The organism is Variovorax sp. CAN15, assembly GCF_030462475.1.
Taxonomy (GTDB): Bacteria; Pseudomonadota; Gammaproteobacteria; order Burkholderiales; family Burkholderiaceae_C; genus Variovorax.
On the sequence record NZ_JASMRZ010000074.1, the window covers coordinates 1 to 25,140 of the forward strand.

31 protein-coding genes and 1 pseudogene are annotated in these 25,140 nt (G+C 68.5%); 11 read left to right on the forward strand and 21 right to left on the reverse strand.

The features are described 5' to 3' along the window. On the forward strand, nt 1–539 hold a 539-nt coding region (locus tag QMO14_RS27445; protein ID WP_301511037.1), incomplete at its 5' end, for a zinc-binding dehydrogenase. Between the two features lie 27 nt (nt 540–566). On the opposite strand, the gene QMO14_RS27450 is transcribed toward QMO14_RS27445, so the two are convergent. Both QMO14_RS27450 and QMO14_RS27455 read right to left on the reverse strand, forming a co-directional pair. Continuing rightward, entirely contained in the window at nt 567–1,919 is a 1,353-nt protein-coding gene (locus tag QMO14_RS27450) for an MBL fold metallo-hydrolase RNA specificity domain-containing protein (protein WP_301511038.1), read from the reverse strand. Nucleotides 1,920–1,926: 7 nt separating this feature from the next. Next, a complete protein-coding gene (locus QMO14_RS27455) occupies nt 1,927–2,751 on the reverse strand; it encodes a universal stress protein (RefSeq protein ID WP_301511039.1) in 825 nt (274 codons plus the stop codon). Between the two features lie 194 nt (nt 2,752–2,945). Between QMO14_RS27455 and QMO14_RS27460 the strand changes: the two genes are divergently transcribed. Together QMO14_RS27460 and QMO14_RS27465 are read left to right on the forward strand one after the other, a co-directional pair. Then, the gene (locus QMO14_RS27460; protein ID WP_301511078.1) at nt 2,946–3,140 is read left to right on the forward strand and encodes a DUF2892 domain-containing protein; all 195 of its coding nucleotides are present in this window, start codon (nt 2,946–2,948) and stop codon (nt 3,138–3,140) included. A gap of 166 nt (nt 3,141–3,306) precedes the next feature. Then, a complete protein-coding gene (locus QMO14_RS27465; RefSeq protein WP_301511040.1) occupies nt 3,307–3,573 on the forward strand; it encodes a hypothetical protein in 267 nt (88 codons plus the stop codon). Here QMO14_RS27465 and QMO14_RS27470 read toward each other — a convergent pair. The 11 genes from QMO14_RS27470 to QMO14_RS27520 form a co-directional block, all read right to left on the reverse strand. Further along, on the reverse strand, nt 3,542–4,237 hold the full coding sequence (locus tag QMO14_RS27470) for a sulfite exporter TauE/SafE family protein (protein WP_301511041.1): 696 nt from the start codon (nt 4,235–4,237) through the stop codon (nt 3,542–3,544). The genes QMO14_RS27465 and QMO14_RS27470 overlap by 32 nt on opposite strands. Nucleotides 4,238–4,239: 2 nt before the next feature. After that, entirely contained in the window at nt 4,240–5,646 is a 1,407-nt protein-coding gene (gene hemN, locus QMO14_RS27475; protein ID WP_301511043.1) for an oxygen-independent coproporphyrinogen III oxidase, read from the reverse strand. Further along, complete coding sequence (locus QMO14_RS27480; RefSeq protein WP_301511045.1) at nt 5,643–5,909, reverse strand: hypothetical protein; 267 nt, start codon at nt 5,907–5,909, stop codon at nt 5,643–5,645. Before QMO14_RS27480 ends, hemN begins: the two co-directional genes overlap by 4 nt. After that, the gene (locus QMO14_RS27485; RefSeq protein WP_301511046.1) at nt 5,906–6,199 is read right to left on the reverse strand and encodes a FixH family protein; all 294 of its coding nucleotides are present in this window, start codon (nt 6,197–6,199) and stop codon (nt 5,906–5,908) included. The genes QMO14_RS27480 and QMO14_RS27485 overlap by 4 nt, the downstream gene beginning before the upstream one ends. 10 nt (nt 6,200–6,209) lie before the next feature. Then, nucleotides 6,210–7,640, reverse strand: a complete 1,431-nt coding sequence (ccoG, locus tag QMO14_RS27490) for a cytochrome c oxidase accessory protein CcoG (protein WP_301511047.1) — start codon at nt 7,638–7,640, stop codon at nt 6,210–6,212. A 15-nt stretch (nt 7,641–7,655) separates the two neighbouring features. After that, on the reverse strand, nt 7,656–8,573 hold the full coding sequence (gene ccoP / locus QMO14_RS27495) for a cytochrome-c oxidase, cbb3-type subunit III (protein WP_301511048.1): 918 nt from the start codon (nt 8,571–8,573) through the stop codon (nt 7,656–7,658). 13 nt (nt 8,574–8,586) lie between these two features. Beyond that, nucleotides 8,587–8,727, reverse strand: a complete 141-nt coding sequence (locus QMO14_RS27500) for a CcoQ/FixQ family Cbb3-type cytochrome c oxidase assembly chaperone (RefSeq protein ID WP_132752802.1) — start codon at nt 8,725–8,727, stop codon at nt 8,587–8,589. A 24-nt stretch (nt 8,728–8,751) separates the two neighbouring features. Then, nucleotides 8,752–9,381, reverse strand: a complete 630-nt coding sequence (gene ccoO / locus QMO14_RS27505; protein WP_301511051.1) for a cytochrome-c oxidase, cbb3-type subunit II — start codon at nt 9,379–9,381, stop codon at nt 8,752–8,754. Nucleotides 9,382–9,390: 9 nt separating this feature from the next. Continuing rightward, on the reverse strand, nt 9,391–10,830 hold the full coding sequence (ccoN, locus tag QMO14_RS27510; protein ID WP_301511052.1) for a cytochrome-c oxidase, cbb3-type subunit I: 1,440 nt from the start codon (nt 10,828–10,830) through the stop codon (nt 9,391–9,393). A 65-nt stretch (nt 10,831–10,895) separates the two neighbouring features. Further along, nucleotides 10,896–11,033, reverse strand: coding sequence for a cbb3-type cytochrome oxidase assembly protein CcoS (ccoS, locus tag QMO14_RS27515; RefSeq protein ID WP_019657396.1), 138 nt, complete (start codon nt 11,031–11,033; stop codon nt 10,896–10,898). Beyond that, complete coding sequence (locus QMO14_RS27520) at nt 11,033–13,354, reverse strand: cation-translocating P-type ATPase (RefSeq protein ID WP_301511054.1); 2,322 nt, start codon at nt 13,352–13,354, stop codon at nt 11,033–11,035. The genes ccoS and QMO14_RS27520 overlap by 1 nt, the downstream gene beginning before the upstream one ends. Nucleotides 13,355–13,459: 105 nt before the next feature. Between QMO14_RS27520 and QMO14_RS27525 the strand changes: the two genes are divergently transcribed. Then, complete coding sequence (locus tag QMO14_RS27525; protein ID WP_301511056.1) at nt 13,460–13,903, forward strand: universal stress protein; 444 nt, start codon at nt 13,460–13,462, stop codon at nt 13,901–13,903. 150 nt (nt 13,904–14,053) lie between these two features. On the opposite strand, the gene QMO14_RS27530 is transcribed toward QMO14_RS27525, so the two are convergent. From QMO14_RS27530 to QMO14_RS27545, 4 genes are all read right to left on the reverse strand, one after another. Then, the gene (locus QMO14_RS27530; protein ID WP_301511058.1) at nt 14,054–15,586 is read right to left on the reverse strand and encodes a sensor domain-containing diguanylate cyclase; all 1,533 of its coding nucleotides are present in this window, start codon (nt 15,584–15,586) and stop codon (nt 14,054–14,056) included. A 100-nt stretch (nt 15,587–15,686) separates the two neighbouring features. Continuing rightward, entirely contained in the window at nt 15,687–16,139 is a 453-nt protein-coding gene (locus QMO14_RS27535) for a hypothetical protein (RefSeq protein WP_301511060.1), read from the reverse strand. Between the two features lie 190 nt (nt 16,140–16,329). Then, nucleotides 16,330–16,590 (reverse strand): hypothetical protein, encoded by a 261-nt coding sequence (locus tag QMO14_RS27540; RefSeq protein WP_301511062.1) that lies wholly within the window; start codon nt 16,588–16,590, stop codon nt 16,330–16,332. 203 nt (nt 16,591–16,793) lie between these two features. Continuing rightward, complete coding sequence (locus QMO14_RS27545) at nt 16,794–17,036, reverse strand: hypothetical protein (protein ID WP_301511064.1); 243 nt, start codon at nt 17,034–17,036, stop codon at nt 16,794–16,796. Nucleotides 17,037–17,178: 142 nt separating this feature from the next. Between QMO14_RS27545 and QMO14_RS27550 the strand changes: the two genes are divergently transcribed. The 3 genes from QMO14_RS27550 to QMO14_RS27560 all read left to right on the forward strand — a co-directional run bounded on the left by QMO14_RS27550 (nt 17,179) and on the right by QMO14_RS27560 (nt 19,139). Beyond that, nucleotides 17,179–17,484 carry a hypothetical protein gene (locus tag QMO14_RS27550; RefSeq protein ID WP_301511066.1) on the forward strand — a complete coding sequence of 102 codons (306 nt, stop codon included), beginning with the start codon at nt 17,179–17,181 and terminating at the stop codon, nt 17,482–17,484. Between the two features lie 125 nt (nt 17,485–17,609). Beyond that, the gene (locus QMO14_RS27555) at nt 17,610–18,761 is read left to right on the forward strand and encodes a DSD1 family PLP-dependent enzyme (protein WP_301511068.1); all 1,152 of its coding nucleotides are present in this window, start codon (nt 17,610–17,612) and stop codon (nt 18,759–18,761) included. A 60-nt stretch (nt 18,762–18,821) separates the two neighbouring features. Next, nucleotides 18,822–19,139: a hypothetical protein gene (locus QMO14_RS27560; protein WP_301511069.1), complete on the forward strand. Its 318-nt coding sequence runs from the start codon at nt 18,822–18,824 to the stop codon at nt 19,137–19,139. 30 nt (nt 19,140–19,169) lie between these two features. Here QMO14_RS27560 and QMO14_RS27565 read toward each other — a convergent pair whose 3' ends face one another. Beyond that, nucleotides 19,170–19,484, reverse strand: coding sequence for a hypothetical protein (locus tag QMO14_RS27565; RefSeq protein WP_301511071.1), 315 nt, complete (start codon nt 19,482–19,484; stop codon nt 19,170–19,172). A gap of 385 nt (nt 19,485–19,869) precedes the next feature. Further along, entirely contained in the window at nt 19,870–20,700 is an 831-nt protein-coding gene (locus QMO14_RS27570) for a crotonase/enoyl-CoA hydratase family protein (RefSeq protein ID WP_301511072.1), read from the reverse strand. Nucleotides 20,701–20,789: 89 nt separating this feature from the next. Between QMO14_RS27570 and QMO14_RS27575 the strand changes: the two genes are divergently transcribed. Beyond that, nucleotides 20,790–22,670 (forward strand): PhoX family phosphatase, encoded by a 1,881-nt coding sequence (locus tag QMO14_RS27575; protein WP_301511073.1) that lies wholly within the window; start codon nt 20,790–20,792, stop codon nt 22,668–22,670. Nucleotides 22,671–22,704: 34 nt separating this feature from the next. Continuing rightward, on the forward strand, nt 22,705–23,103 hold the full coding sequence (locus QMO14_RS27580; protein ID WP_301511074.1) for a DUF488 domain-containing protein: 399 nt from the start codon (nt 22,705–22,707) through the stop codon (nt 23,101–23,103). A gap of 13 nt (nt 23,104–23,116) precedes the next feature. Here QMO14_RS27580 and QMO14_RS27585 read toward each other — a convergent pair whose 3' ends face one another. Beyond that, nucleotides 23,117–23,725: a glutathione S-transferase gene (locus QMO14_RS27585; RefSeq protein ID WP_301511075.1), complete on the reverse strand. Its 609-nt coding sequence runs from the start codon at nt 23,723–23,725 to the stop codon at nt 23,117–23,119. A gap of 129 nt (nt 23,726–23,854) precedes the next feature. Between QMO14_RS27585 and QMO14_RS27590 the strand changes: the two genes are divergently transcribed. Beyond that, nucleotides 23,855–24,313: an Lrp/AsnC family transcriptional regulator gene (locus QMO14_RS27590; protein WP_301511076.1), complete on the forward strand. Its 459-nt coding sequence runs from the start codon at nt 23,855–23,857 to the stop codon at nt 24,311–24,313. A gap of 16 nt (nt 24,314–24,329) precedes the next feature. Here QMO14_RS27590 and QMO14_RS27595 read toward each other — a convergent pair. Beyond that, a pseudogene (locus QMO14_RS27595) lies at nt 24,330–25,001 on the reverse strand (SDR family oxidoreductase); the annotation flags it as partial. On the opposite strand from QMO14_RS27595, the gene QMO14_RS27600 reads away from it, so the two are divergent. After that, nucleotides 25,000–25,140: DUF3526 domain-containing protein (locus QMO14_RS27600; RefSeq protein WP_301511079.1), on the forward strand; the 141-nt coding region annotated here is incomplete at its 3' end. The pseudogene QMO14_RS27595 and the gene QMO14_RS27600 overlap by 2 nt on opposite strands.

The following is a 25,140-nucleotide window of genomic DNA, read 5'->3' on the forward strand; positions in this document are numbered from 1 at the left end:
TGATCGGCTGGCGCAGCCTCAAGGCCGCGGGCGACGGCGCGCGCCGGCTGGGCATCTTCGGCTTCGGCGCCGCGGCGCACCTCGTGGCGCAGGCCGCCGTCGCGCAGGGCCGCCAGGTCTATGCATTCACGCGGCCCGCGGACAAGGCGACGCAAGCCTTCGCGCGCAGCCTCGGCGCCGCCTGGGCCGGCGGCTCCAACGAAGTGCCGGCCGAAGCCCTGGACGCGGCCATCATCTTCGCGCCCGCCGGCGAACTGGTGCCGGCGGCACTGCGCGTCGTGCGCAAGGGCGGCCGGGTGGTCTGCGGCGGCATCCACATGAGCGACGTTCCCGCCTTCCCGTACCGGCTGCTGTGGGAGGAGCGCAGCGTGGTCTCGGTGGCGAACCTCACGCGCGCGGACGCCCGGGAGTTCCTCGATTTCGCGCGGACGCACCCGCTGCAGGTTCATGTCAGGACCTACCCGCTCGCGCAGGCCAACGAAGCGCTGGCCGATCTGCGCGCGGGCCGCATCGAGGGTGCCGCGGTGCTCGTGCCCTGAACCTGCGGCGCGGGTCGAATCTTCGGTTCAGAGCTCCCGCGAGTCGCGGTACTCGGGCACAGTGCACGGCCAGCCGTGGCGCTCCTCGATGGCCAGCCGCAGCGCATCGGCAGCCACCGGCTCCCCGTGGGTCACGAACACCCGTCGCGGCGCACGCTGGCCATCGAGCCAGGCGAGCAGTTCGTCGTGGTCGGCATGGGCGGACAGCGTCTCGAGGTTCGCGACCCCCGCGCGCACCGGCACGTAGGCACCATGGATCTTGACCGCGTCGGCACCCGCCACCATGGCGGCGCCTCGCGTGCCGGCCGCCTGGAAGCCCGCGAACAGGATGGTGTTGCGGGCGTCGGGCGCGTAGGCCTTCAGGTGGTGCAGCACCCGCCCGCCAGTGGCCATGCCGCTGGCGGACACGATGATCGACGGGAAGCTCAGGGTGTTCAGCCGTATCGATTCGTCGATCGTGTTGACGACGATGGTCTTCCCCAGCATCGTCGCGCACTGCTGCGCGCTCAGCCGGTGCTCGTCGCAGTGCTTCCTGTAGATGCGCGTGGCGTCGGTCGCCATCGGGCTGTTCAGGTACACCGGCATGTCCGGAATGCGGTGCGCCTCCTTGAGCAGATGGATGCAGTGCAGCAGCGTCTGCGCCCGGCCGACGGCGAAGGCCGGTATCACCACGATGCCGCCGCGCGCGGCCGTGCGGTTGATCACGCCCGCCAGCTCTGCGAGCGTGTCGGTCGCCGGATGCCTGCGGCCTCCATAGGTGGACTCCACCACCACGTAGTCCGCCGGGCTGGCGGCTTCGGGCGGACGCATCAGCAGGTCTTCGCCGCGCCCCAGGTCGCCCGAGAAAAGAATGCTCGAACCGTCCCAGCCGACCCGCAGGCTGCCGGCGCCGAGTATGTGGCCGGCCCTGGACATCTGCCAGGACCAGCCAGGCCATGGCGAACACTCCTGGCCGAAGGGAATGGTCTCGAAGCGCCCGAGCGCGGTCCGCGCCTCCCGCTCGGTATACAGCGGCAGCGCGGGCTTGTGCTTCGAGTGGCCGTGGCGGTTGGCATAGTCGGCGTCCTCCTCCTGCAGGCGGCCCGAATCCGGCAGCAGCAGCTCGCAGAGCTCCAGGGTGGCCCTGGTGCAGTAGACGGCGCCCTTGAAGCCGAGCCGGACCAGCGCCGGAACGAAGCCGCTGTGGTCGAGGTGCGCGTGCGTCAGCACCACCGCGTCGATGCTGGCGGGATCGACCGGCAGCACGTCCCAGTTGCGCAGGCGCAGTTGCTTGAGCCCCTGGAAGAGCCCGCAATCGACCAGCAGCCGCCGGCCGCCATGGCTCAGCAGGTACTTCGAGCCGGTGACGGTGCCCGTGCCGCCGAGGAAGTCGATGCGCATGAGGGCCTCAGTGGGACATCAGCACCGGCAGCGTCATCCACTGCAGCATGGACAGCGTGGCGCCGCCCATCACCCATTCGCGCGCCCTGCTGTGGCCGTAGCAGCCCATCACCAGCAGGTCGGAACTGAGGTCGGAGGCGAGGGACAGCAGCTTGTTGCCCACGTCGTCGTCCTTGTCGCCACCGGGATGCAGCCGGACGTCATCGACGCCCTGCATCCGCAGGTAGGCCTGCAGGCTCTGCAGCGATTCGTTCGCGCCCTCGCCGTACGCGACGACGTCCACGCGCTCCGCCTTGCGCAGCCATGGCAGCGAGGCGCTCACGGCACGCGCGGATTCGCGCGTCTCCTTCCAGGCCACCAGCACGTTGCGGCCGATGGGGCCTATCGGCCCCGCGTAGGGCAGCACCAGCGCAGGACGGCCGCTTTGCACCAGCACGCTGGGCAGGAAGTCGCCGGGGAGTTCGCCATCCATCGGGTCGTTGCGGTCGCGCTGCCCGAGGATCAGCAGGTCGGCGTACAGGGCACGCCGGCCGAAGCCCCACGGGCCGTCGCTCTGCGCCTCTGCCCAGTGCAGGCGCGGCGAGCCCGCACTGTGCTCCATGAAGGTGGCGTGCATCCTGTCGCGCGCGTCCTTGTCGATCTCCTGCATGATCGCGACCGCCTCCGCGGCCGCCTCGATGGCGTACGGATAGCGCATGAGCGCGGACAGGGTGCACGGTTGCGCCGTGACCTCGGCCTCGAAGGTCTCGGCGAGCTGGCGGGCCAGCCTGATTCGCTCCACCGTGCGGGCCGAGCCGTCGAGGTGAAGCAGGATGGATTTGGGGGGCTGCATGAAGGCTCTCCTTGGGCTGGCGGTTTGCGATGGAAGCGACCTTAGGCCTGCCGGCCACGCGAGGGCTTGCGCTGCGTCAATCGGCGGCGGACCAGCGGCGGACCGCACCGGGGCTTGATCCACCTCAACATCCGCCGCGGACGCGGCGCGCAAGATTTCCTTCCATCATCCAAAGGAGATCTCGCATGCCTTTCCTGACGAAGAATGTCGGAGTCCTCGACCGCGCGCTGCGTATCGGCGCGGGCCTGCTGCTGATCGCCCTGGCGGTCAGGGGAACCATCGGGTTCTGGGGCTACATCGGCGTGGTTGCGCTGCTGACGGGCGTGGTGGGCAACTGCCCGGCCTACACCCTGTTCGGACTCAGCACCTGCCCGCGCGACGGACGCTGAGATCCGATGCGCGTCCACCGAACGACGGAGGGCCGGATGTCGATCCATCTTCTGCTGCTCATCCTGCTGTGCGCCGTATTCGGCGGCACCGTCCTGTGGCTCGTGTTCGAGCTGCTCATCAAGTGGCTCACGCTGGACTGAGCGCGCCGGGGAACGTCCGATGTGCATGAACCTGCTGCGAAGGCTCGCCGATGCGGGGCTGCCTTGCGTCGAAGCCGACCCCGCGATGATCGACAGGCTGCGCGTGCTCGCGGCCGCCGGGCAGGTCGAGGCAATGATTCCCCCTGACCGCGCGGGCGCCGGCAAGGGCCCGCCTCAGGGCGCGGCCACCGTGACCGGCATCACGCCCCGGGGATGGAAGACACTCGCCGCCGATGCGCCTCCCGGGGAAGCACCCTGCTTCATCGGCACCAGGCGTCGATCTGGCGGATGAGGTCCGACCACACCGCATGCGCGGCCACCATCGCCAGCAGCACGCCGGCCAGCCGCGCGCCCCAGGCCTGGCGGGCGCCGTCTCCGGCCAGGCGCAGCCAGACCCAGGGGCCGATCAGCAGCGAGAGGCCGCTTCCGATGGCGAACAACGCCATCAGCAGCGCGCCTTCCAGAGGGCTGCTGCCTAGCCCGGCCAGCATCAGGGCCGAATAGAGCAGCCCGCAAGGCAGCGCCACCCACAGCAGTCCGGTGGCAAGCACACCCAGCCAGGTGCCTCCCGCATGCGGACGAAGACGCGACTCGAGCGAGCGGCCGATGCGGCGCGCCCACAGCGGCTGCCGCCCCGTGACCGCCAGCATCGCGCCCCAGGCGAACACGAAGACGTGCAGCAGCACCCACAGCGGCCGCAGTGCGGCGACCTGCGCGCTGGCCAGCGCGAGGCTGTCCACGCTGGCGGCCGCGACCGCGCCCGCCGCCGCGTAGCTCGCGATGCGGCCGAGATGGAAGGCACCGGGCGCGGCGAGCGCCGGCATGGCGCCCTGCCCCACGGCCGGCAGCGGCACGATCCGTATCACGGCCGACGAGGCGGCGCCGCACATCGCCACGCAGTGCGGCCCGCCGGCAAGGCCCATGAACAGTGCGGCACCGGCGAGCGCGAGCTGCATGGTCAGACCACGCGGGAGAAGCGCGTGCGGTTGGCGCGGGCATACCGGTCGAACACCATCGCGACCGCGCGCACGAGGAACCAGCCCTCTTCGGTGACCACCAGGTCGTGGTCGCTCAGGCGCACCAGGCCGTCTGCGACCAGCGTTCCGAGAGCGGCGAACTCGGTGGCGAAGTAGCGGCGGAAGTCGATGGCGAAGGCTTCGCCCATGGCGTCGAAGTCGACGCGGCCCCGGCACATCAGCGCCATGATCACCTCGCGGCGCAGCTGGTCGTCGCGCGACAGCGCAAGGCCGCGCACCACCGGCAGGCGCCCCTGGTCGAGCAGGTCGCGGTACTCGTCCAGGCTCTTGGCGTTCTGGCTGTAGGTGGCGCCCACGCGCCCGATGCCCGATACGCCGAGCGCGATCAGGTCGCCCTCGGGCCGGGTGCCGTAGCCCTGGAAGTCGCGGTGCAGCCGCCCTTCCCGCTTCGCGACGGCGAGCGGGTCGTCGGGCAGCGCGAAATGGTCCATGCCGATGTGAACGTATCCGGCGCCGGTGAGCCTTGCGATGGCGTTCGCCAGCATGCGCACGCGCGCGGCAGCGTCCGGCAGCTCCTCGGCGTGGATGCGCCGCTGCGGCTTGAAGCGCTCGGGCAGGTGCGCATAGGCATAGAGCGCGATGCGGTCGGGCCGCAGCTCGCAGACCTGCGCGAGCGTGCGCTCGAAGGAGGCGTCGTTCTGGCGCGGCAGGCCGTAGATCAGGTCCGCGTTGATCGACTCGAAGCCCAGCGAGCGGGCGGCGTCCATCAGTGCGAAGACCTGCGACGCGGGCTGGATGCGGTGCACCGCCTGCTGCACGGCCGGATCGAAGTCCTGCACGCCGAAGCTCAGGCGGTTGAAGCCCAGCGCCGCGAGGTTCGCGAGCCTTTGCGCGTCTACCGTGCGCGGATCGATCTCGATGGAGCGCTCGCCGCCGGGCACGAAGGCGAATGAGCGGTGCAACAGCGCCATGAGTTCGCCGAGCTCCGCATCGTCGAGAAAAGTCGGCGAACCGCCGCCCAGGTGCAGATGGGACACGGTGGCATTGCGGCCCAGTTGCGCGACCTGCAGCTCCACCTCGCGCGCCAGGTAGGCCAGGTACTGCCGGCCCCATTCATGGTGCCGGGTGACGATCTTGTTGCAGGCGCAGTAGTAGCACAGCGACTCGCAAAACGGAATGTGGACGTACAGCGACAGCGGCAATGCCACCGAGCCGGCCGCGCGGCGCCGCCGCAGAGCCTGCACGTAGTCGTCGGCGCCGAAGGCCTCGACGAAGCGGTCCGCGGTGGGATACGAGGTGTAGCGCGGCCCGGGCACGTCGAACTGCCGCAGCAGCTCGACGGGCAGCGGCGCCTGCACGGGCTCGGGGGCGGGAGCGATGGAAGTCATGGTGAGGGTGTGTGCGCAGGGGTGTCTGGCTGTCCGGGCGCGGCCGATCCGCCGAGCAGCACCGTGCAGGCGCTGGACGCCGCGGCCATCAGCCAGAAGACGAAGAAGGCACCCGTGTAGATGCCCTGGCGCGACATGCGCAGCGCGTCGGCGCCGCAGAAGGTGTTGATGGGGTCCACGAGCGCGAACACCAGCACCTCCATGCCGCAGGCCACCAGGAAGGACGGCCAGAGGATGCTGGCGGCCAGGCGCATTCCGTTCATGGCGCGGCCTTGCGGACCACCGGCGGCATGTCCTCCGCGGGGGTGGTCGCATGGTTGCGCCCGGTCAGCGCGGGAAGGTGCTTCTTCGCGAAGGTCTTGTTGATCTCGACGCCCTCGCGGTAGTAGTCCTGCGACACCAGCGCATCGGGGTTTCGCCAGGCCAGCCAGAAGGTCACGAAGCTGGCGATCACCACGACCGCCGGGCCGCCGATCACCATCCACAGCAGCGGATGGCGCCACCAGGGCTTGTCCGCCATCGCGTTCACCGTCGAATCGCTCACTGCATTCATCGCCTGCCTTTCAACGCGGCACCAGGAAGGCCGCTTTCTCGGAAACCTGCGCTCCACCACCCTCCTCGCGGATGCTGAAGTGCACCGTGTGCGATCCGGCGGGCACGCTGCCGTAGGGCACCTGCAGCCGCACCGCGRCCCAGCGCGACTGGGCCGCATCGACGCTCACCGGCTCGTCCGGCGACACGCTCAGCCCGTCCAGCCCGCCGGCCGAGATGAGGTAGCGCCGGGGCTGCTCGGTGGCGTTCATGATCTGCAGCCGGTAGACGTTCTCGAGCCGTCCGCCCTCGGCGATCCGCGCCAGCGATGCACGGTCGCGCACCACGTCGACCTTCAGCGGCGTGCGCGCCACCAGGCTGCCCAGCAGGCCCGCCACCAGCAACGCCAGGATCGCCGTGTAGACCAGCACGCGCGGACGCAGCACTCGCCGCAACAGCTGGCGGCGCGACCAGCCGGCCTCCATGCCGTTCTGCGTGTCGTAGCGGATCAACCCCGGCGCATAGGCCATCTTCTGCATGACCGTGTCGCAGGCATCCACGCAAAGGCCGCAGCCGATGCACTCGTACTGCAGGCCCTTGCGGATGTCGATGCCGGTGGGGCACACCTGCACGCACAGGCCGCAGTCGATGCAGTCGCCCAGCGCCATCGTGCGTGGATCGGGCCCCTTGCGGCGCGGCGCGCGCGGCTCGCCGCGCTGGGGGTCGTAGGTGACGATCAGGGTGTCGCGGTCGAACATCGCGCTCTGGAAGCGCGCGTAGGGGCACATGTACTTGCAGACCTGTTCGCGCATGAAGCCGGCGTTGCCGTAGGTCGCGAAGCCGTAGAAGAACACCCAGAAGACCTCCCACGAGCCCATCTGCGTCTGCAGGAAGGCCATGCCGAGTTCGCGGATGGGCGTGAAGTAGCCCACGAAGGTGAAGCCGGTCCACATCGCGATGCCGATCCACACGATGTGCTTGAACCACTTCTTCACCAGCTTCTCGAGCGACATCGGTTCGGCGTCCAGCCGCATGCGCGCGACGCGGTTGCCCTCGATCTTCTGCTCCACCCACATGAAGATCTCGGTGTAGACCGTCTGCGGGCAGGCATAGCCGCACCACAGCCGCCCCGCCACGGCGGTGAAGAGAAAGAGCGAGAGCGCGCTGATGACCAGCAGGCCCGAGAGGTAGATCAGGTCCTGCGGGTACAGCACCAGCCCGAAGATGTAGAAGCGACGCGCCGCGAGGTCGAACAGCACCATCTGCCGGCCGCCCCATTCCACCCACGGCATGCCGTAGAACACCAGCTGGGTGAGAAAGACCATGGCCCAGCGCCAGCGCGCGAATACGCCGCGCACGGTGCGGGGGTAGATCTTCTTCGAGGCCTCGTAGAGGCCGACCTCCTCGCCGCCCGCATTCGCGTTCGTATCCGCGCTCGCTATGGGAATGATCTTGCGGGTCATGGCGGGCCGGCGGTGTCAGGGCGTGGCCGCGGCCGCGTTGTTGGAGAGCCCCCAGACGTACGACGCGACCATCCGGATCTGCGCCTCGGTAAGGCGGCCTTCCTGCGCGGGCATCTCGTTGTGCTTGCCCGAATTGATCATCTGGATGATTGCCGCCTCGCCGTAGCCGTGCAGCCAGATCCTGTCGCTGAGGTTGGGCGCGCCCAGCGCCTGGTTGCCCACGCCGCCGATGCCGTGGCAGGCGGCGCAGGCCGTGAACTTCGACTTGCCGAGGCCGGCGCGCACCGAGTCGTGCGGCTCGCCCGACAGGCTCAGCACGTAGTTGGCGACGTTCTTCACGTCGTCGGGCGTGCCGACGGCGGCGGCCATGGGCGGCATCGTGCCCACGCGGCCCTTGGTGATGGATTCGATGATCTTCTCCGGCGTGCCGCCGTGCAGCCAGTCCTTGTCCGTCAGGTTGGGAAAACCCTTGCTGCCGCGCGCGTCGGAGCCGTGGCACTGCGCGCAGTTGCCCATGAAGAGCCGCTCGCCGATGGCATGGGCCTGCGGGTCCCGCGAGACTTCCTCGACAGGCATCGCGGCGTACTTCGCATAGACGGGTGCCAGCTCCTGCGTGGCCTTGGCGACCTCCGCGTCGTACTCGCCGCGCGAAGTCCATTCGGACTGGCCCCGGAAACTGCCCAACCCCGGAAAGACAGCAAGGTAGCCCAGTCCGAAGACGATGGTCAGCACGAACAGTCCGACCCACCACATCGGCAGCGGATTGTTGGCCTCGCGCAGGTCCCCGTCCCAGACGTGGCCGGTGGTGTTGTCGGCGCTGGCGGCAACACGCTTGCGGGCGGTGAGCCACAGCAGGATCACGCAGCCGAGGATACTCAGCAGGGAGACCACTGCCACGTAGTCCGACCAGAAACGGCTGATGAAATCGCTCATCGTGTTTCTCCCTTCAGTCCTGCTCGAAGGGCAGGCGCGCCGCTTCCTGGAAGCCGGGCGCGTTGCGGCGCGAGTAGGCCCAGATCACGATGCCGATGAACAGCGCGAAGCAGACGACGGTGGCGGCGATGCGCAAGGTGGTGAGGTCGATCATGGTTTTCGGTCCTTTGCCGCGTGCTTACTTCAGAGCCAGGCCCAGCGATTGCAGGTAGGCCACCGTGGCTTCCATCTCGGTCTTGCCCCGGACTTCTTCCGTGGCCCCGGCGATCTCGGCGTCCGTGTAGGGCACGCCGACGCGGCGCAGCGCGCGCATGTGGGCCGGCAGCGCCTCTGCATCGACCGGCGTCTTCTCCAGCCAGGTGTAGGCCGGCATGTTCGACTCGGGAACGACGTCGCGCGGGTTGTTCAGGTGAATGCGATGCCACTCGTCGCTGTACTTGCCGCCCACGCGCTGCAGGTCGGGGCCGGTGCGCTTGCTGCCCCACTGGAACGGATGGTCGTAGACGAACTCGCCGGCCACCGAGTAGTGGCCGTAGCGCAGCGTCTCCGAGCGGAAGGGCCGGATCATCTGCGAGTGGCAGTTGTAGCAACCCTCGCGCAGGTAGACGTCGCGCCCGGCCAGCTGCAGCGGCGTGAGCGGCTTGACGCCCTGCACCGCTTCGGTGGTCGACTTCTGGAAGAACAGCGGCACGATCTCGACGAGGCCGCCGACGGCCACCACCACGAGGATCAGCACGATCATCAGCAGGTTGTTGGTCTCGATCTTCTCGTGCGTGAAGCCCGTGGGCCTGGAAGTGTTCGGGTTCATCGTGCGTCCTCAGGCGTGGGCCATGGCGGGGGGCGGGATCTCGGCGCGCACCGCGCGCCCGGAGATGACGGTCATCCAGACGTTCCACGCCATCAGCAGCATCCCGCTGAGGTAGAGGAGCCCGCCGATCACGCGCACCAGGTAGAACGGGAAGGTGGCTTTCACGCTCTCCACGAAGGTGTAGGTGAGCGTGCCGTCGGGGTTGATGGAGCGCCACATGAGGCCCTGCATCACACCGGCGATCCACATGGCCGCGATGTACAGCACGATGCCGATGGTGGCGATCCAGAAGTGCACCTCGATGGCACGCACGCTGTACATGGCGGTGCGGCCGTACATGCGCGGAATCAGGTAGTAGAGCGAGCCCATGCTGATGAAGCCCACCCAGCCGAGCGCGCCGGAGTGCACGTGGCCGATGGTCCAGTCGGTGTAGTGGCTCAGGGCGTTGACGGTCTTGATCGACATCATCGGACCCTCGAAGGTCGACATGCCGTAGAACGACAGCGCCACGATCAGGAAGCGCAGGATCGGGTCGGTGCGCAGCTTGTGCCAGGCGCCCGAGAGCGTCATCACGCCGTTGATCATGCCGCCCCAGCTCGGCGCCAGCAGGATCAGCGAGAACACCATGCCCAGCGACTGCGTCCAGTCGGGCAGCGCGGTGTAGTGCAGGTGATGCGGGCCCGCCCACATGTAGGTGAAGATCAGCGCCCAGAAGTGCACGATGGACAGCCGGTACGAGTACACCGGCCGGCCCGCCTGCTTCGGGATGTAGTAGTACATCATCCCGAGGAAGCCGGCCGTGAGGAAGAAGCCGACGGCGTTGTGGCCGTACCACCACTGCACCATCGCGTCCTGCACGCCGGCATAGGCCGAGTAGCTCTTCATCCATCCGGCCGGAACCACGGCGCCGTTGACGATGTGCAGCAGCGCGACCGCGATGATGAAGGCGCCGTAGAACCAGTTGGCCACGTAGATGTGGCGCACCTTGCGCCTGCCGATGGTGCCGAAGAACACGATGGCGTAGGCCACCCAGACCACCGCGATCAGCAGGCCGATCGGCCATTCGAGCTCGGCGTATTCCTTGCCGCGCGTGTAGCCCATCGGCAGGCTGATGGCAGCCGCCACGATCACCGCCTGCCAGCCCCAGAAGACGAAGGACGCGAGACGCGGCGCGAAGAGCCGCACCTGGCAGGTGCGCTGGACCACGTGGAAGCTGGTGGCCATCAGCGCGCAGCCGCCGAACGCGAAGATGACCGCGTTGGTGTGCAGCGGCCGCAGGCGTCCGTAGCTGAGCCACGGAATGCCGAGGTTGAGTTCGGGCCACGTCAGCTGGGAGGCGATGACCACGCCCACCAGCATGCCGACCACGCCCCACACCACGGACATGAGCGCGAACTGCCGCACGACCGTGTCGTCGTATTCAGCGGCGGGGGGTCTTGGTTCTTGCATCGTCGTGCCCTTGATTGAGTTACGGGCAGTTTCCGTGGGCGCCCCGCCCTGCGGGTTGATGCAGATCAATCGCCGTGCAGGATGCGTTCGCCTTCCATGTCGACGTCTTCGAACTGGCCGCGCTCGATGGCCCACCACAGCCCGCCGAGGATCGCCAGGACCAGCATCACGGACAGCGGAACGAGGAGAAAGAGGATGTCCATCAGTACGCTCCTTGCGCGCCGGCCGAAAGGCGTGCCGCATTGAGGACCACCACGAGCGAGCTCGCGGCCATGCCGAGGCCGGCCAGCCATGCCGGCAGCCAGCCCGCGACGGCCAGCGGCACGCACAGCGCGTTGTAGCCCGCGGCCCAGAAGAGGTTCTGGCGCACCACGCGCAGCGTCCTGCGCGCCTGCGCGATCGCCTGCGGAATGCTGGCGAGCCTGTCGCCGAGCACCACGAAATCGGCATGCGCGCGCGACAGCGGCACCGAACGCCCGAAGGCGAACGAGGCGTTGGCACGCGCCAGCGACGGGCCATCGTTGAGTCCGTCTCCCACCATCGCGATCTGCCGCCCCTCGGCCTGCAGGCGCCACAGCGCGTCGAGCTTGTCCTCGGGCGTGCAGCCGCCCTGCGCGAAATCGATGCCGCAGCGCGCGGCCACGTCCCGGGCAGCCGCATCCCTGTCGCCCGAGAGCAGCCGCACCGTGATCCCTTCCGCGCGCAGCGCCGCCACGGCGCCGGCGGCATCGGCGCGAAGCTCTTCGGCAAGGACGAAACTGGCGAGCCAGCCCTGCTCGTCGGCCACATGGACCTGCGCGGCATCGACCTCCAGCGCGGCCACGCCGCAGAAGCCCGGCGAACCCAGGCGCACGCGCTGTTGCGTCCCGGCGGGAGCACGCGTGCGGCGCATGCGGCCTTCGATGCCCTGGCCCGCCACCTCGACGACCTGCTGCGCGATCCAGCCGGGTGCCGAGCGGAACCGCGCATGCCATGCATTCACCAGCGCCTGCGCCACGGGATGCAGCGATTGCGCGGCGAGTGCCGCAGCCACTTCGAGCGCATCGCCGGGCCGCAGTCCCTGGCGGCAGTAGATGCGCTCCAGGCGGGGCACGTCGCCCGTCAGCGTGCCGGTCTTGTCGAACACCACCGTGTCGACCGATGCCAATGCCTCCAGCGCCTGCAGGTTCGAAGTCATCACGCCGGCTCGCGCCAGCGTGCCGGCACTGGCGAGCATGGCGGCCGGCGTTGCGAGCGATAGCGCGCACGGACAGGTCACGATGAGCACCGCCACCGCCACCATCAGCGCCTTGCCCGGGTCCGTCGGCCACCAGAACGCCGCGGCCATGGCCGCCGCCGCCAGCACCGCGGCGAGGAAGGGACGCGCCACGCGGTCCGCCAGCAGCGCAAGGCGCGGCTTGCGCGAGGCGGCGCTTTCCATCAGCCGGACGATCTGCGCGAAGCGCGTGCCTTCGCCCACCGATTCGATGCGTACCCGCACCGGCGCGGACAGGTTGTGGCTGCCGGCGAGCACGCGGTCACCGCACGGACGGGGCACCGGCCGGGATTCGCCGGTCAGCAGTGCTTCGTCGGCGCTGGTGTCACCTTCGATCACCACGCCATCGGCCGGGAATGCTTCACCCGGACGCACCCGCACCACGTCTCCCGCAGCGAGCCGGCGCACGGCCACGCGTTTCCAGCTGCCGTCGGCGGCGAGGCGGTCGATGCCATCGGGCAGGCGGTTCATCAGCGCGTCGAGGGAACCGGCGGTGCGCTCGCGCAGCCGTGCCTCCAGCCAGCGGCCAGTGAGCAGGAAGAAGACGAACATCGTCAGCGAGTCGAAGTACACCTCGTGGCCGAGTGGGCCCGTGGCATCGAAAGTGGCGGCGCTGCTGACCGCGAAGGTCGCGAGCACGCCGAAGGCCACCGGCAGGTCCATGCCGATGCGGCCCATGCGCAGGTCGCGCCAGGCGCTGCGGAAGAAAGGTCCGCAGGAGAAGAGCACCACGGGCAGGGTCAGCACCCAGGAGGCCCAGCGCAGCAGTTGCTCCGAATCGGCGCCCATGTCGCCGGGCCGCGCGACGTACGCCGGGTAGGCGTACATCATCACCTGCATCATGCAGAAGCCGCAGACCAGCCAGCGCCACAAGGCCAGCCGCGATTCGCGCCGGCGCAGTTCCCTGGCGCAGCGGTCACTGCCCGGCAGCAGCCGGTAGCCGGCTTTCGCGCCGGCCTCGAACCAGCGCGAAGGCCGCGTCAGCGCGGGCGACCAGACCACGCGCGCGCGCCGACTCGCCGCGTTGACTTGCGCTTCGCTCACGCCGGGCACCTGCCGCAGCGCGGCCTCGACGGTGAAGGCGCAGGCCGCGCAGTGCATGCCCTCGACCACGACCTGCGACTCCCAATGGCCTCCATCGACACGGTCCAGTTCACGGCCGAAGCCGGCCCATTCGGCCGGATCGTCCAGTATCTGCCAGGCCTCCTCGCTGGCTGCTTCGGGAGATGCGGGGATCGCGACGCGATCGGGGGCGAGCGTGGCATTCATCGGCAGAGCCTAAGAGCCGGGCCTGGCGAGGCGCTTGATCTGAATCAAGCCAGGCGGCCCGAGGCGCGCCTAAGCTCGGCCGCCACATACCCTGTGGAGATCCTCATGTTCAAACGCATCCTCGTCGCCACCGATGGCACCGCGCTTTCGAAGAAGGCCGTCGACAGCGCCATCTCGCTGGCGGTGCAGAACGACGCGGACCTGGTCGCACTGACCGTCGTTCCCCGATACCCGAAGAGCTATTTCGAAGGCTCGATGACTTTCTCCGCCGAAGACGTGGGCCGCATCGAGAAGCAGTGGGCGGAGAAGGCGCAGACCATGCTCGACAAGGTACGGGACCGCGCACGGGAACGTGGCGTGCGGATCAAGACGGCGCAGGCGAACTCGGACCTGGTCGCCGAATCGATCATCGCCGCGGCGAAGAAGCACAGGAGCGATCTGATCGTGATGGCCTCGCACGGGCGAAAGGGCCTCAAGCGCCTCTTGCTGGGCAGCGAGACGCAGCAGGTTCTGGTGCGCTCGACGCTGCCGGTTCTGGTGCTGCGGTAGCGGCCGCACCGGCATCGGCCAGACCTCGCAAGTGTCTCCGGCCGGGTCGGTCAATCCGAGGGAAAAGGTTGTGTTTCAACCAGCCTTCGATTCTTGCTCGGGCGGCTATTGGCGCCTGCTCGTGTGCTTTGCGCCAGTCGCGCTGGCTCTTCATTCGGCCGGCCTGTCGGTGGCCGTACAGACACGGTTGCGGCCGGCCAGCTTGGCCGCGTAGAGGGCCCTGTCCGCGGCCTGGACCAGTTCCTTCGGCGGTTGCCGCGTGCCGGCGGGACTGAGGGCATCGACGCCCGCGCTCAGCGTGACGAAGCCGTCGGGCGCGCCAGCGTGCACGATGGCCAGATCGCGCACCGCGCTGCGGATCTTTTCCGCGAGGACGGCGGCGGCGGCCACGTCGGTGTTCGGCAGCAGCACGGCCAGTTCCTCGCCGCCGTAGCGGRCGGCRAGATCGCCCGGGCGCCGGGCCGCGAGATTGGCGATCGTGCGGCCGATCGTCTGCAGGCATTCGTCCCCGGCCGTGTGGCCGTAGATGTCGTTGTACTGCTTGAAGCAGTCGACATCGATCAGGATCAGCGCCAGCGTGCTCGCGTCGCGCATTGCGCGGCTGAATTCGGTGTCGAGCGTCACGTCGAACTGGCGGCGGTTCGCGAGACCTGTGAGGCCGTCTTCCATGGCGAGGGTGTTCAGCGTCTTGTTGAGCTTTTCCAGCGCGTCGCGCGCGCTGCGCAACTCGGCCTCGGTCTTGTTCTGCAGCTCCATCTGCCTCACCAGCCGCCAGCCCACGAAGCCGATGATGGAGATCAGCAGAATCACGCCCCCGGTATGCCTGAGCGTTTCGCCCCACCACGCGGCCAGGATCTCGTCCTTGGAAAGAGCCGCCCCGACGAAGAGCGGGTAGCCGGAAAGGCGCCTGAAGCTGTTCAGGCGCGTGACGCCGTCCTGCGAAGACCTGATCTCGGCGGTGCCGACCGGCCCCAGGGACTTGTAGGCCTGGTAGAGGGCCGTGTCCAGCATGTTGCGCCCGACCATCTCGGTACTGAACGGCCGCCGCGTCATCATCGTGCCGCTGTCGAGGATGAGCGCTACGGCACCGGCCTCGCCGATATCGAGGCTGTCGTAGAACCTAGTGAAGAAGTCGACGTCGATGGTCGCGAGCGCCACGCCGCCGAAGCTGCCGTCGGGGTTGTCGATGCGCCGCGAGACGGGCACGAGCAGCTTGCCATTGGTGCGGCTCTTCACCGGTATGCCGATGTGCGGCCCACGGTCCTCGTGCTCGCGATGAAAGATGAAATATTCGCGCTCGGCGTTGTTGAGGTTCTGGGGCCGCGCCTGCCGCGAGTTCACGACCCAGTTGCCATCCCTGTCGTAGACGTGAATCGCATCGAGCTGCGGAAGCTCCGCCACCTGCAGGGCGAGGACCTTGTGGAGCCTCTCGAGGGCCGCGGGGCCGGTGCCGTCGTATTCGACGCGCTCGACGACGCCGATCAGGGCGGTGTCGGTTTCCTTGATCGTGTCGTCCGCCTGCTGCGCCATCGCCCGGGCAAGATTCGACGTGGCAACGCTCATCTGCCTTAGCTGGACCGCGCGCGACTGCCAGCTGTTCCAGCAGTCCAGCGCAACGAGGGCGAGACAGACGACGGCGACGAAGGCGGTTGTCCGGAAGGTGATGGAGGGTCGGCGGAACACGATGCGCTTTCTTTCGAAGCAATGCCGTGCACGGCACTGCCCTGACTTTGACACATCCGCGACCGATCCGACGGCACCCGGGCGCGGCCGGCTGCCGGGCTCAGACCGGCCGCACGTCGAAGAATGCCTCGTCGGTGTCGCCCAGATCTCGAAAGCCGGCGGTACGCGCCGCGTCATAGGCCTTGGCCCAGCGCTTGGCCAGCGCGATTTCCACCTTGGACAAGTCGCTCTCGCTTGACTCGCTTGCATTCTGGAACGCCCGCAGCGCCTCGACCACGTCGCCGCCGAGCTGCCGGTCGATCTCGCGCCGAAAGCGCTGCTCAGCCACCTTCACGGCATCGGCCACCGGATGCGAATAGTCCGCAAGCCTCACGGTGTACGCGACCCGCTCCTCGACGTCGACGTCCTCGAAGCGGAATGGCTCATCGGGCTCGGCCGGGGTGGCCGACGGTTTCGGCGGCAACGCCGGCAGACGCTGCTGCGGCAAGGCAATGGGCAAGGCGGCGGTTGCTGTTGCAGCACCCCGCGGGAAGAAAAGCTCGAACTGGTTCATGGTTCATCGCCCCCGGCGCGCAGGTGTGCGCCGACGCGGGCTCGTGGCCAAAGACTGGATGAATATACAGTCTTTGGCCCCTGCTAACCAGCCCAAGGCCGACGGAAGAAGCAGAAAGGGACGGCAACAGGGGTCATGTGGATCTACCTCAAGGAGATCTCGGCATCCACGCCCCGGGAGATAGCGCGCCCTACTCCGCCGGAGCCGGACCGGCTTCGCCATTGCGTTCACCCAATGGCTCCGCCGCCTCCCCCGCCTCCACATAGTTGAGCTCGATCGGATGAACGATGGACGCCGCCGGTTCGCCGTCGAAGCGCACAAGCAGATACTCGCCGCTGGCGCCGGTGATGGCACCGAATCGTCCGCAAAGCTCAACCCTGCCTCCGCGCCGAGCGGGCACCTTGAAGCGCATTCGGATATACGGGAGGCCTACCCGGAAATATTCGACCATGCAAACTCCCTGACTCGTTGGTCGTCGTGGGATCGGCATCGCTGCGGCCCCGCTCGAGGGCCGTGCAGCATCAGCGACCATTCGACTCAATCTCGTCGGGACCGTACCGGGTGCGTGTCAGTCAAAACCGCTCGCCGTTGACAGCCGCAGGGCATTCGGCCCGCGCGCCAAGATCGCTCAGCGTGCGTTGCCGAGGGCGTTTCTCATTCTGCAGCGATCGTGTCGTCGAGTTCCTCTCGAGGTCCGACATTCAGGTCTTCCGAGAGCCCCTTGAGCACGACATACCCGGCCTGCAGCGCCTCGGCATAGGTGTGGAAACCCTTGGCCGCCTCCATCAGCGGTTCGAACTCCATCGAGTTGTCGAAGGATTCCAGCAGCACCCAGAAATAGTGGCCCTCGTCGTGTTGGTCGACGGTCAGGGCGATGGAGATAAGTTGACCAGCCATGCCGCGCATGGTGGCGCGCACAAATGACAGACCCAAGTAGCGAAGATGAACATTCGGCTTCGTTGGCGACTGCTCGAAAACACTACACCCTTTAACGCAATAAGCCTTCACTGCGTCATGCAGGATCGGCGATGCTCAAGGCATGCCGCTTGCAAATACACGCTCGCCTTCGCGCTCCGGATGGCGCGTCGCCGCCCTGGCCTACACGGTCGTCGGCGTCGCCTGCATCCTGGCCTGCGCCGTCGCGCCCGACAGCGACGTGAGCCTGCTGATCGCCATCGCGGGCGGGCTGCCGTGGTCGCTGAGCCTGCTGACGCTGGGCCTGTCGCCCGGGGTGGCCCACACGGCACTCCTGATGCTCGCCGCGAGCTGGTCGGTCAACGCCGCGCTGCTGTGGTGGCTGGCGCTGCGCGGGCCGGGGCGGCACGGGCCCTCGCACCCGGCCTAGCGTCTGCACGGGGGCAGCCTGCGAGCGATTCAGTGCGATCATCTCGCCCGGAATCCCGCGCGCCAGTGCCGGGCGCGGGGTGTTTTCCACTCCTCAACAAGTACCGAGACAAAGGCTTTTCCCCGATGCCCCAAGACCTGCAGCAAGTCAACGCGCCGCTGATCGGCGTTCCCGGCGGCCGCCATCTGCTCGACACCCCCGCCCTGCTGATCGACCTGCCCGCGATGACGCGCAACATCGAGCGCATGGCCGCCTTCGCCAAGGCGCACGGCGTGAACCTTCGCCCGCACGTGAAGACGCACAAGTCGGTCGAGATAGCACGCCGCCAGGTGGCGGCCGGTGCCGTCGGCGTGAGCTGCGTCACGCTGGGCGAGGCGGAAGTGATGGTCCAGGGCGGCATTCCGGGCGTGCTCATCACCTCGCCGGCGGTCACGCCGAGCAAGATCGCGCGGCTCGTCAAGCTGGCACAGCGCGCCCGTCCGGGCGACGTGATGGTGGTGATCGACAACCCCCAGAACCTCGCCGAACTGGCGCGCGCCGCGAGCGAACTCACGCATCCGCTGGACGTGCTGGTGGACTACGGCGCGGGCTACAACCGCACCGGCGCCGCCACGCAGGCCAAGGTGCTCGAGATGGCCGCGCTGGCGGCCGCCGAGCCGCGCCTGCGGCTGCGCGGGCTGCAGGCTTACGCAGGCAACCTGCAGCACATCGTGGCGCGCGAGGAGCGCGGCGCGGCGGCCGCCGCGCTGCGCGAGACCGTGGCGGGCATCGTCGCGGCGGCGCGGCGCCAGGGCCTGAACTTCGACATCGTCACCGGCGCGGGCACCGGCACGCACGACCTCGATTCGCAGCAAAACGCCTTCACCGAGCTGCAGGCCGGCTCGTACGTGTTCATGGACGCCGAGTACAGCCGCGTGCTGGCCGACGGCGACCAGCCCTCGCCCTTCGAGACCTCGCTCTTCGTGCAGACGGCAGTGGTCAGCACCAATGCCGCCGACTGGGTGACGGTGGATGGAGGCACCAAGTGCTTTTCCACCGACAGCGGCGTGCCGCTGGTGGCGAAAGGCGCCGACGCGGCAAGCCGCTACGCCTTCTTCGGCGACGAGCACGGCAAGCTGATGCCGCCAGCGGGAGCGCCCAGGCCGGCGCTGGGTGCCAGGGTGGAGTTCGTCACCCCCCACTGCGATCCGACGGTGAATCTTCATGACGCTTACCACGTGGTCGAGGGAGGCACGCTGGCCGCCATCTGGCCGGTGGACGCGCGCGGCAGGCGATAGCGGCACAGGAAAACGCGAGAAGCGCATTCCACAAGCGCCGCGCAGCAAGGGGGCAGCCTGATGCTGTTCCTCTTCTCCAGGGCAGGCCTCGAGGCCGGCTTTCCATTGAGCGGTGGGAAGCGCTTAAAGTCCCGGGTCCTCCAACAATACCCATTACCCTTCATGCGCCGACTGCTGCTCGCCCTTCTTCCCGCCGCCATCGCTGCCTGCGCCACACCGGCGACCGGCGTGCAGCGCCTCAACGACGGCGTATTCAGGGCGGCGAACGAGCAGGAAGCGCAGGCCTACTGCCGCATCGACGGGAATCCGATCCGGTTCCTGACGCAGGCCGACGCACCGACCACACTGGGCAGCGGCGTGCTCTTCAGGTGCGACTGAAGAAGAAGAACTGAAGAATCAGCGGCGTCTTCAGACGCGCGGAAGCGCCGCAAGGAAGGTCGACACGACGATCGCCGCGGCCCGGTCGAGCTGCAGGATGTCAGCCACGTCGAAGACGTGCGGCGCCGTGCGTCCGCTCGAACCGAGCGGCTTGCGGATCTCGACAAGAACTTCGGCCGCCAGTTCGCGGTCGCTGCGCGGCCGGCCGTCAGGGTGCATCACCCATTCGTCGACTTGATCGAATGGAATGCTGCGGAAGACTCCCACCAGGGGGATGTACTTGTAGCGATCCTCGCCCACCAGGATGGGCACGCTGAGGTTACAGAAAAACGTGGTCGTCGACATGCAGGATCGCCGTCGCTAAGCAAAGCTTTTGATTGTTAATGAGTGAGCTGTCTGGAGCCATCCTCCGCAGGAGCGAGCGACCGGAAAGACGTGACCTTCTGCACACAAATTACCTCCATCCGCATCGTTTTACCCCAAAAAACAACCACTTTATTCTTACATAAAGATACACCGCGTGGGACTTTTTGATGTTTTCGGCAGTTCGGGACCCGATCTGAAGGGCTGGCCGAAGGGTGGGCGCAGATGTAAACACCTCCGTGCACCACGGGAGGTGTGAGCGTGCGTGAAGAACAGCATGGGCGTGCCGGAGGATTACCCGGCCGCCCGTTCACCTGATTGCGACGGATTGCATAGGGGGCGGCCGCGGCCCCCGGTTCGGAGGCTGTCAGCCAGGCGCGTTGAAACGCGGCGCGCGCCTGTCGAGGTTGGCCTTCACTGCCTCGACCTGGTTGGGGCTGCCGATCAGCGCCTTCTGCTCCACCGACTCCGCCAGCAGCAGTTCGGCCGCGCTCTGCGAGAGCGATGCATTCAGCAGGCGCTTTCCGGCACGGATCGCGTCAGGGCTCTTGCCCGCGATCTCATGCGCCATCTGCAGCGCCTCGGCCAACGGGTCCGCGCTGACACGGGTGGCGAAGCCCAGGCGCAGCGCCTCTTCGCCCGAGAAGATGCGCCCCGTGAAAGTGAGCTCGCGCACCACGTCGCTGCGCGCGAGCTCGCGCATCAGCACCATGCCGGCCATGTCGGGCACCAGGCCCCACTTGATCTCCATCACCGAGAGCCTGGTGTCGGGCGCGACGATGCGGATGTCCGCCCCCAGCGCCACCTGCAGGCCGCCGCCGAAGGCCACGCCGTGCACTGCTGCAATGACGGGCACCGGCACCTCGCGCCAGACCATCGCGACCTGCTGCGCGGCATTCGAGATGCCGTGCGTGCGCACCACAAGGTCGGCACCGGCGGCGCCCTCGCCCAGCACGCCGGCACCCGCGTCCTGCTGCTGCATGCGCTCGAACGAAGCCATGTCGAGCCCCGCGCAGAAGGCCTTGCCGCGGCCCGAGATCACCACCGCGCGCGCCGCCTTGTCTTCACGCAGCGCCTCGCCGGCCTCGATGAGCGCATCGAACATCGCCGGGTCGAGCGCGTTCATCTTGTCGGCGCGCGAGAGATGCAGTTCGACCACGCCGTCGGCGTGGCGGGTGCGTTCGATGCGGTCGGTCATTCGATGTCTCCTGGGCGGTTGCCGCGCCAGTATCGCCGGGCACGGGCTCAGGCGATGATGGCGGCTGTCGCCTACACAACACCGCGACCATGCCCCTGAACCGCCGCCGCTTTCTTCTTCAATCGGGTTCCGCCGCCGCCGTGGTCGCGTTGTTCGGGCAGGGTTGCACCACGGCATCGCCGTCCACCGGCACTGCCGCGCGCCCCGGCGAGCCGCTGGGCTTCACCGGCGTGCCGGCCTCCCTGCGTGACGGCATCGTCGTGCCGCCCGAATACGAGTGGCAGCTGCTCTACCCCTGGGGCGCACCCACCGGCATCGCGAACAGCATGCCGCCCTTCGCGCCCGACGCAGGCAACAGCGCCGACGACCAGGCCGTGCAGGCCGGCATGCACCACGACGGCATGCACTTCTTCCCACTCGACGCGGGCGGCGAGCGCGGCCTGCTGGTGATGAACCACGAGTACACCGACGAGCAGCTGCTGCACACCGATGGCGTCAAGGAATGGAGCGCCGTGAAGGTCCGCAAGTCGCTGCACGCCATGGGCGTCTCGGTGATCGAGATCCGGCGCAGCGGCCAGGGCTGGCAGCAGGTGCTGCCCTCGCCCTTCGCGCGCCGCGTGCACGGAAACACGCCGATGCGCATCGCCGGCCCCGCGGCCGGCACGCCGCTGATGCGCACCTCGGCCAATCCGGCCGGCGACGCGGTGTTCGGCACCTTCGCCAATTGCGCCATGGGCGTCACGCCGTGGGGCACCTACCTGACCTGCGAGGAGAACTTCCACGGCTACTTCGGTGGCCCGAAGGACGCGGCCCGCAACGCGACGCCGGCCCAGCGCCGATACGGCACGGTGGCCGGCTCGCAGTGGGTCGAGTACTGGCGCTTCGACGAGCGCTTCGACGTGAGCCGCCATCCCAACGAGCCGCACCGCTTCGGCTGGGTGGTCGAGATCGATCCGTTCGACCCCACGGCCACGCCCGTCAAGCGCACCGCGCTGGGCCGCAAGCGCCAGGAAAGCGCAACATGCACCGTCGCGAAGGACGGCCGCCTCGTGGTCTACATGGGCGACGACTCGCGCTTCGAGTACATCTACAAATTCATCAGCCGCGACAAGGTGCGCCCCGGCACCGACGCCGCCGCGCGGGCGGCCAACCGCCACCTGCTCGACGAGGGCACGCTCTACGCCGCGCGCTACGACGCCGACGGACGTGGCCAGTGGCTCGAACTCACGCACGGACGCAACGGCCTCGACGCAGCCAACGGCTTCGCAAACCAGGCCGAGGTGCTGATCCACGCGCGGCTGGCCGGCGACCATGTCGGCGCCACGAAGATGGACCGCCCCGAATGGATCGCCATCCACCCGCAAAGCGGCGAGGTCTACGTCACCCTCACCAACAACAGCCAGCGCGGCGATGCCGGCAAGCCCGCCCCGGACGCCGCCAACCCGCGCGCCAACAACCTCTTCGGCGGCATCCTGCGCTGGCGCGAGGACGCGGGCGATGCCGCCGCCACCGGCTTCGCCTGGGACCACTTCGCGCTGGCGGGCGACCCGGCGCAGCCCGGCAGCGGCGCGCGCTATCCCTCCGCCGAGGCCGACGCCTTCGGTGCGCCCGACGGCCTGCACTTCGACCGTGGCGGCCTGCTCTGGATCCAGACCGACATGAGCGGCCAGGTGATCGGCAAGCCGCCCTACACCGCGCTGGGCAACAACCAGATGCTGTGCGCCGACCCGGCCTCGGGCCGCATCAAGCGCTTTTTGACGGGGCCCAACGGCTGCGAGATCACCGGCCGCGTGGTCACGCCCGACCGGCGCACGCTGTTCGTCAACATCCAGCATCCGGGCGAGGCGCGCGACGACGGCGACACCAGGCCCAACAGCGCCTGGCCCGACGGTGCCACGCCGGGCAGCGCACGGCCGCGCTCGGCGACGCTGGCCATCCGCCGGCGCGATGGCGGTATCGTCGGCACCTGAGACAAGCACAAGCAGATAAAAAGGGAACCCCACCATGAGCATCCGCATCGTCCGCCTCGGCACACCGCGCGCGCCCGACGAGGGCCTGCGCGTAGGCACCGTGCGCCGTCCGCCGCGCGGCGTTCCGAAGACCGAGTTCGCCTCGCAGGACTGGTACGACGTGTGGTATCCGAACCTGGCGCCTTCCGTCGAGACGATGAAGCAGGCGCAGGAGGCCCAGAAAGAGGCATCGCCCGCACAGTGGAACGCCTTCGTGCGCAAGTTCAAGTCCGAGATGGCCGAGCCCGACGCGAGCCGCAGCCTCGACCTGCTGGCCGCGCTCTCGCACGGCGCATCGCTGTCGGTGGGCTGCTACTGCGAGGACGAATCGCGCTGCCACCGCTCCGTGCTTCGCAGCCTGCTGGCCGAGCGCGGCGCGAAGATCGTCGACTGAGCGACGTACCTCTTCAGACCATCGGCGCTGCGAGGAACACGGGCAGGCTCTCGGCCTGCGCGGAAAAAGCGGCCAGCGCCGGAAAGTCGCGCGGCGAAACCGCATCGGGCGTCAGCAGCTGCGTGAAGGCCCAGGCCACGGCCGTCGAGACGCCGGCCTGGGTCATCGCCTCTTCGCTGGCCGGCAGCGGCTCGGCAGCGATCTCGCGTTCGAGCGCCGAATACGCAGCGACGAGCTGGCCCTGCACGCGGTCCATCCACGGCTGGTGCAGCTTCTCGGCCGGACGCAGCTTGCGCTCGTAGACGATCTGCACCGTCTTCTCGCAGGCCGCGAGCGCGAGCCCCGTGAGGCGCAGCTCGCGCAGCCGCCGCGCCGGGTCTGCCGGCAGCAGGCTGCGCCCGCTGAGCGACTGCGCGTAGTCGACGATCAGCGTCGAATCCATCAGCACCGAGCCGTCGTCGCAGACCAGCGTGGGCGCCTTCACCACCGGGTTGATGGCGCTGAACTGCTCGAAGGTGCTGAAGACGGAGATCGAGCGGTGCTCGAAAGGAACGCCGAGCAGGCGCAGCGAGATGGCGGCGCGCCGCACATAGGGTGAGTCGAGCATGCCGACGAGTTGCATGGATGGTTTCTCCTGGAAGACCGGCCCACGATACCGGCAACATCGCCTGCGCCGAATGGCAATCCATCGAAAATCAGGGCCGCAAACCGATCAACCATCGGCGGCCATGCGCCCTGCCGACTCCGCTCCATGAACATCGACAAGAAAGACCGCCTGATCCTCGAAGCGCTGCAGAACGACGCGCGCCAGAGCCTGGCCGCCATCGGCAAGCGCATCGGCCTGTCGCAGCCGGCGATGAGCGAGCGCGTGCGCAAGCTGGAAGAAGCGGGCGTGATCGAGGGCTACGGCGCGCGCGTCAACCTGCGCGCGCTGGGCGTGGGGCTGCAGGCCATCATCCGCATCGACACCACGCATGCGGGCATCGCCAGATACCTGAAGCTGTTCGAGGCCATGCCGGAGGTGCTGAGCGCCGATCGCGTGACCGGCGAAGACTGTTTCTTCGTGCGCTGCGCGATCGCCGAGCCGGCCGACCTGGAGCGCGTGGTGGACGCACTGGCGGTCGATGGCTCGGTGACGACCTCGCTGGTGCTGTCCAGCCCGGTGAAGAAGTGGGTCACCGTGCACGCGGCCAGGCCGCCGAAGAAATAGACAGCCGAAAAGGCCCTCAGCGCTGCGCCTTGTCCTTCTGGTTCTGCGCCTCGATGCGCTCGCGCGCGGCCAGCCAGTCGGCATCGCTCCACTGGCGCAGTTCGTAGAAGTTGCCGCCGGTGGCCAGTGCGTTGCCGCCGTCCATCATGATGCTCTGGCCGGTGAGCCAGTCGCACTGGCCCGGCGCCATCAGGAAGGAAGCGAGGTTCTGCAGCTCGCTCATGCGGCCGGTGCGCGCCATCGGGTTGTTCTGCTTGCTGCGCGCGCCGGGCTCCTCGCCGGGGTTCAGGCGCTTGCTCATGCCCTCGGTCGGAATCTCGCCGGGGCCGACGGCGTTCAGGCGGATGCCGTGGCGCGCCCACTCGACCGCGAGCGACTTGGTCATGACCTCGATGCCGGCCTTGCTCATGGCCGAGGGCACCACGTAGGGGCTGCCGTTGTCGACCCAGGTGACGATGATGCTCATCACACTGCGGAAAGCATCGCCTGGCTTCCACTCACCCGACTTGGCCTGCGCCACCCAGCGCTTGCCGACCGCCTGCGTCACGTAGAAGCTGCCATGAAAGACGATGTTGGCGATGGCATCGAAGGCGCGCGGCGAGAGGGCCTCGGTGGGCGAGACGAAGTTGCCCGCCGCGTTGTTCACCAGCCCCGTGAGGCCGCCGCTCTGGAACAGGCTCTCGACCATGCTCGACCGCTTCGACGCGCAGCAGGCCGGGCAGCAGGCGCTGCTGGCGCGCTTCAGCGCGGTGTCTCCGGCGGCCGTGGCCTACGAGGGCATGACGGCGCTGGCTGGCACCGGCACGCGGCGCCAGGCGCGTTTCGAG